Raw genomic sequence first — 11,856 nt, 5'->3', positions numbered from 1 at the left:
CACCGCATCGTTTTCGCGAATTCACCGCGGGCGCCTGCGACATCATCCCGATGATGGTCGGCGCGGCGCCGTTCGGCGTGATCTTCGGCACGCTCGTCACGACCGGACCGCTTCGGCCGTGGCACGGCCAGCTGATGTCGCTGATCGTGTTCGCCGGCTCCGCGCAGTTCATCGCGCTCGGCCTGATCGCCGCCCACGCCGGCCTCGCCGTCGTGCTTGCCACCACGTTCGTCGTGAACCTGCGCCATCTGCTCTACAGCGCGACGCTCGCACCCTATGTGTCGCACCTGCCGCTGCGCTGGCGGCTCGGGCTCGGCGGCGTGCTGACCGACGAGGTGTTCGCGGTCGCGTGGTCGCACTACCGGCATCATCCGCCGGGGGCGGCGAGCCCTTACTACTTTCTCGGCGCGGGCCTTGCGATGTACGTCAACTGGCAGCTCTGGACCCTCGCCGGGCTGCTGTTCGGCGCAGCGTTCCCGCGCCTGCAGTCGCTCGGGCTCGACTTTGCGATGGCGGCCACCTTCATTGCGATCGTCGTGCCGCAACTGGCGGCCCTGCGCCATTTCGTCGCCGCCGCGACGGCCGGCGCGCTCGCCTGGTACTGGCAGGGCTGGCCGTACAAGCTCGGGCTGCTCGGGGCCGTGTTCGCGGGCGTCGTGCTCGGCGTGCTGCTGTCGCTGCCGGGCGCCCGGCAGCCGACCCCGGGAGGTGCCCAATGAACGTCGTCGCACTCATCGTCGGCATGGCGCTGATCACGTGGGCGATTCGCGCGATCGTCTTCGTGCTCGGCAACCGGCTCGTGTTCCCGCCGCTCGTGCGCACTGCGCTCGGCTTCGTGCCGGTCACCGTGCTGACGGCGATCATCGTGCCGATGGTCGTCTCGCCGCACGGCCACGGCGCCGAACTAAGCTGGCGCAACCCGCAACTGGCCGGCGCGCTCGCCGCGATCGCGGTCAGCGCGCTGACGCGGCGGCCGCTGCTGACAATCGCGGTCGGCCTCGCGGTGTTCTTCGCGTGGCAAGCGTTCGTGATGCACGTCGCCGCGCCCGGCGCGTAGTGCGGCGGCGTCCCGGACGCCCGCCCGCTTCCTCAAGTTTCACCCCGGCTCGCCGTTAAACAGTCGAGGTCCGCTCGACGGAAAGCCAATTCCGGCGGTAACGCGGCAACAAGCAGGGTCCGCCGCGCCGGGCATCGATGCCGCGCGGCGAGACCAACCGGGACAGCACATGGGTCAGATTACCCTTTCAATCAAGGACGAAACCATTGCCTCGCTGCGCAAGGATTTCGACGCCTTTCTGCGTGTCTCGCTGAAGCTCGACCCTCAGTTCGCGACGCCGTCGTTCGAGGACTTCCTGCGCGCGAAGCTGCTCGACAACATGGTGCCGCTCACCGAGCACGCGGTGAAGCGGATGCTGCAGGGGGGGCAGTACGCGTGGGCGAAGCGCACGCTCGACAAGGAATTCCCGGACGTGGTCGCAATCCTGATGCAGCAGGCCGCCGAGTTCGGCTTCGGCTTTGCCGCGCGCTCCGAATGGACCCCGGAGGAGTTGAGCAAGCAATGCCGCGAGTGGGCGGCGGCGATCGTGCGCGAATCGGAAGGAGACGCCGCGCTGGTGGACCCGCTCGCCGCGCAGATCAAGGGCGCGGTGCAGGACATCCAGTCGCTGGAGGAGACGATGCAGACCCCCGCGTGGCGGCTGGTCGAATCGCTGCGCCAGCGCGTCTACGAAGCGAAGGTCGCGTGCGAGACGAGCGTCGGCAGCACCGCGCGGGAAAAGCTCGGCGAACTGCGCGGCCTGCTGCGTCTGGGCATTGCGCACGGCAGCTTCCAGAAACAGGAAGCCCAGCAGATCATGGAATATCTGCGTCTGCTGAAGCCGGAAATCTTCGTCGAAGAGCCCTACGACATCTTCTCGCGCCTTGCCGCGTGGCTGCGCAACTTCTTTACGCCGCCGCCGCGCCCGCAGCAACAGCCGCGGCAGTCGCGCTAGCGCGCGGCGCACGCGCCCTGCGGGCGCCGTGCGCGGTTCACCCCCACATTTTTCTGAGCTGGGCGGCGATGTCGAGCTTCGCCTGGGCCGCCGCCGCCAGCCCGGCGGTGCTCGGCGCAGCCGGCTCGGGCACCCGCGGCCAGGCGGACACGTCGAACAGCGGCAGCAGCGCCTCCGGGATGAAACGGGTACGCGACGCCCACACATGCCGGTCGCCGAGCGCGGCCTGGCCATGCACGTAAAAGCGCTGCGGCACGACGATATGCAGGTCGTCTTTCGCGCGCGTCATTGCGACGTACAGGAGGCGCCGCTCCTCCTCGATTTCGTCGTCGCTGCCCGTCGCGAGGTCGGACGGAATGCAGCCGTCCACGCCGTTCAGCACGAAGACGTTGCGCCATTCCTGGCCCTTCGCCGAATGGATCGTCGAGAGGATCAGATAGTCCTCGTCGCGCAGCGGCACGCCGGCCTCGGCGCTCGTCGCGTCGGGCGGATCGAGCGTCAGCTCGGTCAGGAAGCGCTCGCGCGATGCATAGGTCGCCGCGATGCTCTCCATCTGCAGCAGATCCGCGATGCGCATCGGCGCATCCTCGTAGTCGCGCTCGACGCAGGGCGTATACCAGCGCCGGATCGCCTCCACGTCGCCGGGCCACGCGCTGCCGCCGCCCAGCGCCGACATCAGCGCGACGAACGCGGGCCAGTCGTCGAGCGCGCGCGGCGGCGGCGAGAACGCTGCCAGCGCCGCGACAAGCGGACGCGCGACAGGCGCGCCTGCTCCTGCTCCTGTGCCTGTGCCTGTGCCTGTGCCTGTGCCTGTGCCTGTGCCTGTGCCTGTGCCTGTGCCAGCGGACTCCGCCACCGCATCGAGCACGCGTGCGGCGATCGCCGGCCCGATCCCCGGCAATAGCTGCAGCACCCGAAAACCCGCGACGCGGTCGCGCGGATTCTCGGCCCAGCGCAGCACCGCGAGCAGATCCTTCACGTGCGCGGCATCGAGAAACTTCAACCCGCCGAACTTCACGAACGGGATGTTGCGCCGGCTCAACTCGACTTCGAGCGTGGCGCTGTGGTGCGCCGCGCGAAACAGCACGGCCTGCGCCTTCAGCTTGCTGCCCGCCTCGCGCGCGTCGAGCACCTGCTCGACCACGTAGCGCGCCTGTTCGAGTTCGCCCGCGACGTTCACGAGCCGGGGACGCTGCGCGCCGCCGCCGTCGGTCCACAGGTTCTTCGTGAAGCGTTCCCGCGCGAGTCCGATCACCGCGTTCGACGCGGCGAGTATCGGCCGGGTCGAGCGATAGTTGCGCTCGAGCGTGACGACGCACGCGGGCGGTGCGAAGCACTGCGGAAACTCGAGGATGTTGCGCACGGTCGCGCCGCGAAACGCATAGATCGACTGCGCGTCGTCGCCGACCACGGTCAGGCCGCGTCCGTCCGGCTTCAGCGCGAGCAGGATCGACGCCTGCAGCCGGTTGGTGTCCTGGTACTCGTCGACCAGCACGTGATCGAAGCGGCTCGCCAGATCGGCCGCCAGCGCGGGATGCGCGGCCATCGTCGACCAGTACAGCAGCAGGTCGTCGTAGTCGAGCACGCCCTGTTTCTGCTTCGCGTCCACGTATGCCGCGAATAGCCGCCGCAGGTCGTCCTGCGCGTCGCGACACCACGGGAACGCGCGCTCCAGCACGTCGGCGAGCGTCGCGCCGGTATTGACGACCCGCGAATAGATCGCAAGACACGCCTGCTTGCCCGGAAAGCGCCGCTCCTTCGCGGCGAGACCGAGATCGTGGCGCACGAGATTCATCAGGTCGGCCGAGTCCTCGCGGTCGCCGATCGTGAAGGCCGGCGCAAGACCGATACGCTCCGCATACTCGCGCAGCAGGCGCGCGCCGATGCCGTGGAACGTACCCGCCCATGCGAGCGGCTGGGCGGCCATCGCCCGCGCGCCGAGCGCCTGCGCGACGATCCGGCCGGCGCGCTGCGTCATGTCGGCGGCCGCGCGGCGCGAGAAGGTGAGCAGCAGGATCCGCTGCGGATCCGCGCCCTGCACGACGAGATGAGCGACCCGATGCGCGAGCGTGCTCGTCTTGCCGGAACCCGCGCCCGCGATCACGAGCAGCGGGCCGGCGGGCGCCGCTCCCGGCGCGACGCCGTACTCGACCGCGGCGCGCTGGGCGTCGTTGAGCTTCGCGCGCCAGGCGGCGGCGTCGGGTGGCGCGGATTCGGCAGCGGTGAGCACGATGAAGTCGTCAGGCGGAACAGGACAAGCCGCACGAGGCGGTCGGCGTCCGTACTGTATATCCATACAACCCGGTGCCGCAAGCGCCCCTTTTTTCAGGCGGGCACGCGGAGCGTCGCGCATGCGAGGGACGTGCGCCCCGCTCATCTGGCTTATCATGCGTACCCCGCCCTCCGCGCTCCCCGACACGATGCCCAACCTCGACTTCACGCTGACCGGCGACTACATCGAACTGCACAATCTGCTGAAGATCACCGGGCTCGCCGACAGCGGCGGCGCCGCGAAGGCGCTGGTCGCATCGGGGGTGGTCACGGTCGACGGCCAGGTCGAGCGGCGCAAGACCTGCAAGATTCGCGCGGGCCAGGCGGTGCTGCTCGGCGACACGCGCATTGCCGTGCACGACGCGTAGCGCGCGGCACGGCACGGGGAAGCGGCGCGCTGTCGTCGCTGTCATCGCTGTCGTCGCTGTCGTCGCTGTCGTCGCTGTCGTCGCTGTCGTCGCTGTCGTCGCTGTCGTCGCTGTCGTCGCTGTCGTCGCTGTCGTCGCTGTCGTCGCTGTCGTCGCTGTCGTCGCTGTCGTCGCTGTCGTCGCTGTCGTCGCTGTCGTCGCTGTCGTCGCTGTCGTCGCACCAGAATTGTGCGTATTGATCGACAACCGCGCGCGCTCCCCCTAAGCTGTACGTTTTGGCAGAAAACGGCGCATCGTTCGCATGCGCCGCGCATTTCATGACAGAACCCGGTTTTTCCCGGGCGGACACCCCTCCGCCCACGCTAACGCGCCACGCCGCGGACACCGCGCGCCTCGCCGCTCCCCTCGCGATCGCCCAGCTCTCGCAGATGGCCATGGGCGTCACCGACACTATCCTGCTCGGCTCGCTCGGCCCCGATGCGCTCGCGGCCGGCGGGCTCGGCGCGAATCTGTTCTTCGTCACGGTGACGCTGCTGCAGGGCGTGCTGACGTCGGTGAGCGTCAGCGTGTCGCATGCGCGCGGCGCGCAGGCCGACGACCGTGTGCCGCACATCTACTGGAGCGGCTTCGTGATGTCCGTGCTGCTCGCGATTCCGGCGTTCGCGCTGCTGTCGGTCGCCGCGCCGCTGCTGCGCGCATTCGGCGAGCCGGCGCTGCTGGCGCAGCATGTCGGCGAGTACGCGGCGGTCCTGCGCTGGGGTGCGCCCGGCAGCCTGATCGGCATCGGCCTGATGCGCTCGTTCCTGCCGGCGATCGGCGCCGCGCGGCGTCTGCTGTGGGTGTCGATCGCCGGCGTCGTGTTCAACGGTTTCCTGAACTACGGGCTGATCCACGGCGCGTACGGGCTGCCGCGGCTCGGCTTCCTCGGATCCGCGGCGGCGACGACGTTCACGGTCTGGATGACCGCGCTCGTGCTGATGGCGCTGCTGCATCTGCGGCCGCGTTTCCGGCATTTCGTCGTCGCGACGCGTCCGCGCCTGCCGCTGATGGGGGAACTGTTCGGCATCGGCTGGCCGGTCGCGATCACGTATGGCGTCGAATCGACGCTCTTTCTCGCCACCGGCCTGATGGTCGGCCTGCTCGGCGAATCGCAGCTGGCCGCGCACCAGATCGCGCTGAACGTCGCGTCGGTGGCCTTCATGGTGCCGCTCGCGATCGGCCAGGCAGCCAACGTGCGGGTCGGCTACTGGTCGGGCGCCGGCCATCCGCTGGCCGCGCGGCACGCGGGCTTTGTCGCGCTCGCACTCGGCGTCGGCTTCATGTCGATGTCGGCGCTCGTGCTGATTCTCGCGCCGCACTGGATCGTCGGCCTCTATCTGCATCTGGACGACCCCGCGAACGCACCAACAGTCGCGCTCGCCAGTTCGCTGCTCGGCGTCGCGGCGCTCTTCCAGATCGTCGACGGCATGCAGACCGTCGGTTCCGGCTGCCTGCGCGGCCTGAAAGACACGCGCGTGCCGATGCTCGCGGCCGCATTCGGCTACTGGGGCATCGGCTTTCCGACCGGCTACACGCTCGCGTTTCACTTCGGTCTCGGCGCGCGCGGCCTGTGGTGGGGACTCGCGGCGGGGCTCGCGAGCGTCGCCGTGCTGATGACCTTGCGCTTTCACCGGCTGAGCCTGCGGCGTCTGCCGTGGTCGGCCGCGCGGCCGCCCGCCTGAGCCACCGGCGCGGCACCCCCAAGGTACAATGCGCGCGGGTTGCCGCCCTGCCCCATCCCGGCCCGAGGCAATCCGCCCGTGTGCGTCACGAGCGCACACCGCGCCCCTTCATTCCAGCCATCCGCTGCGACGCCCGCCGCCCCGCGCGGCGGCACGACCGCCGCGATGCGCGACGGCGTTGGCCCGGCCGATGCCTGCGCCAGGCGGCTGTCCGCGCGGCCGTCCGCGTAAGCAACCTCGCATGAGCCTTTGTCCCGCGACGCGTCGGGCTGCTCGCGCAGCGTGCCGCGCAGATGCCTGCGTGCCGTTTGCGTGTGCCGTTTGCGTGTGCCGTTTGCGTGTGCCGTTTGCGCGTGCCGTTTGCGCGTGCCGTTTGCGTGTGCCATTTGCGCCTGCCATTTGCGCCTGCCATTTGCGTGTGCCGTTTGCGTGTGCCGTTTGCGTACCACCCGCGTGCTGCTCGCCGCGCGCCTTGCGGGACCATTGCCGAGCCCCGGCGCGCGGCAATCCGCCCGGGCGCCCCCAACCAGAACAAAGGAATCTTTCGATGCTTGCCCGCGTTACCCGACTCTTTCCGCTGTGGGCAGTGCTGTTCTCGCTCGCCGCCTACGCGCGGCCCGCGAGCTTCACGCCGCTCGCGCCGCACGTCACGATGCTGTTGACGATCATCATGCTGTCGATGGGCGTCACGCTGTCGCTCGACGATTTCCGGCGTGTCTTCACGCGCCCCGCCCCGGTGCTCGCCGGCATCGGGCTGCACTATCTGGTGATGCCGCTCGCCGCGTGGATCATCGCGAAGGTCCTGCGCATGCCGCCCGATCTGACCGCCGGCATGGTGCTGGTCGGCAGCGTCGCGAGCGGCACCGCATCGAACGTGATGATCTATCTGGCGCGCGGCGACGTCGCGCTGTCGGTGACGATCAGCGCGCTGTCGACGCTCGTCGGCGTGTTCGCGACGCCCCTGCTCACGCGCCTGTACGTGGATGCGTCGATCGTCGTCGACGTGCGCGGCATGCTCGTGAGCATCGTGCAGATCGTCGCGCTGCCGATCGTGATCGGCGTCGTCGTCAACCATCTGTTCGGCAAGCTGGTGCGCAGGATCGAACCGGTGCTGCCGCTCGTGTCGATGATCGCCATCGTGCTGATCATCGCAGCCGTCGTGGCGGCGACGCAGAAGAGCATTGCGTCGGTGGGCCTCGTGGTGATGCTCGGCGTCGTGCTGCACAACGGCCTCGGGCTGCTCGGCGGCTACTGGGGCGGCCGTCTGCTCGGCTTCGACGAGGCCGTGTGCCGCACGCTCGCGATCGAAGTCGGCATGCAGAATTCGGGCCTCGCGGCGACGCTCGGCAAGCTGTACTTCACGCCGCTCGCGGCGCTGCCGGGCGCGTTGTTCTCGGTCTGGCACAACCTGTCCGGCTCGCTGCTCGCGGGCTACTGGCGCGACCGCCCGGCGCGCGGCGCGCCGCATGCGCACGCGGCGGGCGTCGCGCGCAACGAGGCGGGTTGAAGCGCGACACAACGCGAAGCCGCGCGGCCAACCGGGCCGCCGCGACAGGCCCCGGGCTCCGGTCAGAAACGGGCCCGGCGCTGCGATCCACGGCGCGCCGTCGCGCTTCGCGTTGCGCCGCGCAGTGCGACGTGACACCTTCACACCGCACCGCGCACGGCGGCTGGCGATCGCCCATACACGCCAATTCGATCAGGAATGCAAACTAAATCCGGGCACCTGACGGCCGTCGCCGACGCGAACGTCGAGCGCATCCTGACATGGCCGGGTGTCGAACCCGCTTTCGCGCCACCCTGCCCCCGCTGCCGCGCCGACTCCGCTGCTTTCCCGTCCGCCTGACACACGCTGCGCGCACCAACCGGCCCGACCGGCACCCAGCCCTCACGCCTTCGCCAACCGCTGCCGCGCGCAGTCGCGGATGCAGCCGCAGACGCTGCCGCGCGCGGGAACCGACGGGGTCCGATCGCTGTCCGAGTCGACGTGGATCCAGATGTCCGCTCTTGCGCACAGCCGTCGTCTTCGCGAAGACGCTCGCGCCCAGGCACGGCCCGCTGCTCCGCCGGACCGGCCTCGGCGCGCTGCCAGCGGCTGCCCCGCGCACGGCGCCGTCCCAAACGCACGGGCGGACTTCGGGCACACTCTTGCAATACGCGATACCCTCGAATGCAGGGGTGCAGGCCGCGCGGCGCGGCGCCGCGGCCAGCAACGAACCCGATGGAGACTCTGAGCGTGCCGGCAACCGACTTCCCGTGCGACACCCCGTCATGTCCTTCTGAGCGCCGCCTGCCGACGCTGCGGGCCGCGCTCGTCCGGTTCGCCCAACGCGGCCTGCCCGCGGCCGCCGTGCTGCTGTTGAGCGCCTGCGCAAGCTACCCGCCCGCCACCGCGTTCGACCGCTCCGTCACCCATGCGCTGCCCGCCTCGGCGGCCACACCGCTCGGCAATGCGCTGGCGCCGCTGGACGCGCAACATCCGGGCGAATCCGGGTTCCGGGTGCTGTCGAGCGGCACCGACGCGCTGCAGATGCGCATTGCGCTCGCGCGCGCCGCGACGAAAACGCTCGACATGCAGTACTACATCGCCGACGAGGACACCACCGGCAAGCTGCTGCTCGCCGCGGCGCTCCACGCGGCGGATCACGGCGTGCGCGTGCGCATGCTGGTCGACGACCTGAACTTCCGGGACATCGACGACATCATGGCGGGCCTGAACGCGCATCCGAACATCCAGGTCCGCGTGTTCAATCCGTTCGGCAGCGCCCATCGCAGCATGTTCCAGCGCACCACCGACCTGTTCACGAAGATCGACCACTTCACCCGGCGCATGCACAACAAGGCAATGATCGTCGACAACCAGGTGGCGATCGTCGGCGGCCGCAACCTCGGCGACGAATACTTCAGCGCCAGCCCGACCCTGCAGTTCCGCGACCTCGACGTGCTCGCCGCCGGGCCGATCACCGCCGACATCTCCGCGAGCTTCGACGCCTACTGGAACAGCAGCGGCGCCTATCCGCTCGGCGTGCTGAATCACCAGCATTTCTCGCCGGAGGAGCTCGACGCGACCCGCGACGCACTGCGCGCGCACTGGCGCAAGTACGCGCATCCGTACGACGCGCTCCCGCTGAACGCGACGCCGCTCGCCACCCAGATCGCGAAGCACGAACTCGGCCTCACGTGGGCGCCGGCGGAGTTCAAGGCCGACACGCCAGGCAAGATCGACGATCCGTCGCCCAACTACGTGAGCCCGCCGCTGCAGCGGCTGCTGCAGTTGACGCACGACGCGCGCAAGGAAGTCCTCGTGATTTCGCCGTATTTCGTGCCGCACGACGCGGGCGTGAAAGCGCTGGGCGCCCTCGTGAAACGCGGCGTGCGCGTGGCGGTCCTGACAAATTCGCTCGCCGCCACCGACGCGGTCGCCGTGCAGGCCGGCTACAGCCCGTACCGGGTGCCGCTGCTGAAGGAGGGCGTCGAGCTATACGAGTTCAAGCCGACCCAGCGCAACGCATCGCCGACGATCACCGGTTCGCGCTCGCGTGCCGCGCTGCACGCGAAAAGCTATGTGATCGACCGCAAGATTCTCGTGATCGGTTCGATGAACCTCGATCCGCGCTCCGCGCACCTGAACACCGAGCTCGCGCTCGTGATCCACAGTCCGGTGCTCGCCGGCGAGGTCGCGCGGCTGTTCGACCAGGCGACGTCGCCCACGGTCAGCTATCGCGTCACGCTCGCGACGCCCGCGCAGATCGCGGGCCTGAAGGCGATCGGCGCGCCGCCGTCGCCGCTCATCTGGACCGATCGCGAGGGCGACGTCGTCCATACCTACCACTACGATCCACAAGCCGGTGTGTACCGCAACCTGCTGACCGGACTATGCTTGCTCTTGCCGATCCAGGGCGAACTCTGACGCGCCGGCCGCGCCCGGCAGCGCGGCCGGCCTGCCCGGATCATGCCGTCATCCCGTCCACGCGGAGTCCACCATGACCGACAACGTACGTATGGAGCGCGACACCTTCGGCGAAATCGCCGTGCCCGCCGCGCGCCTGTGGGGCGCGCAGACCCAGCGCTCGCTGCAGAACTTTCGCATTTCCTCCGAGAAGCAGGCACCGGAGCTGATTACCGCGCTCGCGACCATCAAGCGCGCGGCCGCCGAGGTGAATCGCAGCCTCGGCGTGCTCGACGACACGAAGGCCCGCGCGATCGTCGAGGCGGCGGACGAGATCGTCGCCGGCCGGCACCCGGACGAATTTCCGCTCGCGGTCTGGCAAACCGGCTCGGGCACGCAGACCAACATGAACCTGAACGAGGTGATCGCGAACCGCGCGAGCGAGCTGCTCGGCGGCGAGCGCGGCGAGGCGCGCAAGGTGCACCCGAACGACGACGTGAACCGCGGCCAGTCGTCCAACGACGTGTTCCCGACCGCCATGCATGTCGCCACCGCCTGTGCGATCGCAGGCCACCTGCTACCCGCGCTCAGAACGCTGCGCGCGACGCTCGACGACAAGGCGCGCGCCTTCGCCGGCATCGTCAAGATCGGCCGCACCCACCTGCAGGACGCCACGCCGCTCACGCTCGGTCAGGAATTCTCCGGCTATGTCGCGCAGCTCGATCAGGGCATGGCTCATGTGGAATCGGCGCTGCCGCATCTGTACCAGCTTGCATTGGGCGGCACCGCGGTAGGAACGGGACTGAATGCGCATCCGCAGTTCGCCGCGCAGGTCGCGGCGACGATCGGCGCGCTCACCGGACTGCCGTTCGTCACGGCGCCCAACAAGTTCGAGGTGATGGCCGCCGCGGACGCACTGGTGTTCGCACACGGCGCGCTGAAAACAGTCGCCGCGAGCCTGATGAAGATCGCCAACGACGTGCGCTGGCTCGCCAGCGGTCCGCGCTGCGGACTCGGCGAGCTGTCGATTCCGGAAAACGAGCCGGGCAGCTCGATCATGCCCGGCAAGGTCAACCCGACCCAGTCCGAAGCGCTGACGATGCTGTGCTGCCAGGTGTTCGGCAACGACGTCGCGGTGAACATGGGGGGCGCAAGCGGCAACTTCGAGCTGAACGTGTTCCGGCCGATGATCGCGCACAACGTGCTGCAGTCGATCCGCCTGCTCGCCGACGGCGCGCGGAGCTTCAACGATCACTGCGCGGTCGGCATCGAGCCGAACCGCGAACGCATCGACCAGTTGCTGAACGAATCGCTGATGCTCGTGACCGCGCTCAATCCGCACATCGGCTACGACAAGGCCGCGCAGATCGCGAAGAAAGCGCACAAGGAACACACGACACTGAAGGCGGCCGCGCTCGCGCTCGGCTACGTGACGGAACAGCAGTTCGACGAGTGGGTACGGCCGCACGAAATGGTCGGCCATGCGGCGCGCTGAGCCGGCTCGGGTGGGGGGTGCCCGGGGGCACCCGGGGTGCCGCCTCCTGAGTGCCTCCTGGGTGCCTCCTGGGTGCCTCCTGAGTGCCTCCTGGGTGCCCCTGGGTGCCTCCGGGACCCCC

The 11,856-nt window shown here is 69.5% G+C and carries 10 protein-coding genes; 9 read left to right on the top strand and 1 reads right to left on the bottom strand.

What is annotated here, in order from left to right; translation table 11 throughout:
- Positions 1-50 precede the first annotated feature (50 nt).
- The 3 genes from AC3AP7_RS03280 to AC3AP7_RS03270 all read left to right on the top strand — a co-directional run bounded on the left by AC3AP7_RS03280 (position 51) and on the right by AC3AP7_RS03270 (position 1,991).
- Positions 51-719 carry an AzlC family ABC transporter permease gene (locus AC3AP7_RS03280; RefSeq protein ID WP_475767812.1) on the top strand — a complete coding sequence of 223 codons (669 nt, stop codon included), beginning with the start codon at positions 51-53 and terminating at the stop codon, positions 717-719.
- Complete coding sequence (locus AC3AP7_RS03275; RefSeq protein ID WP_475765613.1) at positions 716-1,057, top strand: AzlD domain-containing protein; 342 nt, start codon at positions 716-718, stop codon at positions 1,055-1,057. Before AC3AP7_RS03280 ends, AC3AP7_RS03275 begins: the two co-directional genes overlap by 4 nt.
- A gap of 169 nt (positions 1,058-1,226) precedes the next feature.
- A complete protein-coding gene (locus AC3AP7_RS03270; protein ID WP_475765615.1) occupies positions 1,227-1,991 on the top strand; it encodes a DUF4088 family protein in 765 nt (254 codons plus the stop codon).
- A 37-nt stretch (positions 1,992-2,028) separates the two neighbouring features.
- On the opposite strand, the gene AC3AP7_RS03265 is transcribed toward AC3AP7_RS03270, so the two are convergent.
- Positions 2,029-4,287, bottom strand: a complete 2,259-nt coding sequence (locus AC3AP7_RS03265; RefSeq protein ID WP_475765617.1) for an ATP-dependent helicase — start codon at positions 4,285-4,287, stop codon at positions 2,029-2,031.
- A gap of 124 nt (positions 4,288-4,411) precedes the next feature.
- On the opposite strand from AC3AP7_RS03265, the gene AC3AP7_RS03260 reads away from it, so the two are divergent.
- The 6 genes from AC3AP7_RS03260 to fumC all read left to right on the top strand — a co-directional run bounded on the left by AC3AP7_RS03260 (position 4,412) and on the right by fumC (position 11,735).
- A complete protein-coding gene (locus AC3AP7_RS03260; RefSeq protein ID WP_475767814.1) occupies positions 4,412-4,630 on the top strand; it encodes an RNA-binding S4 domain-containing protein in 219 nt (72 codons plus the stop codon).
- A complete protein-coding gene (locus AC3AP7_RS03255) occupies positions 4,611-4,895 on the top strand; it encodes a hypothetical protein (protein WP_475765619.1) in 285 nt (94 codons plus the stop codon). Before AC3AP7_RS03260 ends, AC3AP7_RS03255 begins: the two co-directional genes overlap by 20 nt.
- A gap of 52 nt (positions 4,896-4,947) precedes the next feature.
- Positions 4,948-6,351 carry an MATE family efflux transporter gene (locus AC3AP7_RS03250; protein WP_475765621.1) on the top strand — a complete coding sequence of 468 codons (1,404 nt, stop codon included), beginning with the start codon at positions 4,948-4,950 and terminating at the stop codon, positions 6,349-6,351.
- Positions 6,352-6,898: 547 nt separating this feature from the next.
- Complete coding sequence (gene panS, locus AC3AP7_RS03245; protein ID WP_475765623.1) at positions 6,899-7,858, top strand: ketopantoate/pantoate/pantothenate transporter PanS; 960 nt, start codon at positions 6,899-6,901, stop codon at positions 7,856-7,858.
- 714 nt (positions 7,859-8,572) lie between these two features.
- Positions 8,573-10,261: a phospholipase D family protein gene (locus tag AC3AP7_RS03240; protein ID WP_475765625.1), complete on the top strand. Its 1,689-nt coding sequence runs from the start codon at positions 8,573-8,575 to the stop codon at positions 10,259-10,261.
- Between the two features lie 73 nt (positions 10,262-10,334).
- Positions 10,335-11,735 (top strand): class II fumarate hydratase, encoded by a 1,401-nt coding sequence (gene fumC / locus AC3AP7_RS03235; RefSeq protein WP_475765628.1) that lies wholly within the window; start codon positions 10,335-10,337, stop codon positions 11,733-11,735.
- The last annotated feature ends 121 nt before the right edge of the window (positions 11,736-11,856 follow it).

Source organism: Paraburkholderia sp. PAMB 6770 (assembly GCF_057748135.1).
Note: the sequence above shows the minus strand (reverse complement) of the source record. Positions and strands in the feature narration are given on the sequence as shown.

Excerpts from the sequence above, each read along its gene's own strand:
- AC3AP7_RS03280 (WP_475767812.1), top strand. The coding sequence starts at position 51 with ATGATGGTCGGCGCGGCGCCGTTCGGCGTGATCTTCGGCACGCTCGTC.
- AC3AP7_RS03275 (WP_475765613.1), top strand. The coding sequence starts at position 716 with ATGAACGTCGTCGCACTCATCGTCGGCATGGCGCTGATCACGTGGGCG.
- AC3AP7_RS03270 (WP_475765615.1), top strand. The coding sequence starts at position 1,227 with ATGGGTCAGATTACCCTTTCAATCAAGGACGAAACCATTGCCTCGCTG.
- AC3AP7_RS03265 (WP_475765617.1), bottom strand. The coding sequence starts at position 4,287 with ATGGATATACAGTACGGACGCCGACCGCCTCGTGCGGCTTGTCCTGTT.
- AC3AP7_RS03260 (WP_475767814.1), top strand. The coding sequence starts at position 4,412 with ATGCCCAACCTCGACTTCACGCTGACCGGCGACTACATCGAACTGCAC.
- AC3AP7_RS03250 (WP_475765621.1), top strand. The coding sequence starts at position 4,948 with ATGACAGAACCCGGTTTTTCCCGGGCGGACACCCCTCCGCCCACGCTA.
- panS (WP_475765623.1), top strand. The coding sequence starts at position 6,899 with ATGCTTGCCCGCGTTACCCGACTCTTTCCGCTGTGGGCAGTGCTGTTC.
- AC3AP7_RS03240 (WP_475765625.1), top strand. The coding sequence starts at position 8,573 with ATGGAGACTCTGAGCGTGCCGGCAACCGACTTCCCGTGCGACACCCCG.
- fumC (WP_475765628.1), top strand. The coding sequence starts at position 10,335 with ATGACCGACAACGTACGTATGGAGCGCGACACCTTCGGCGAAATCGCC.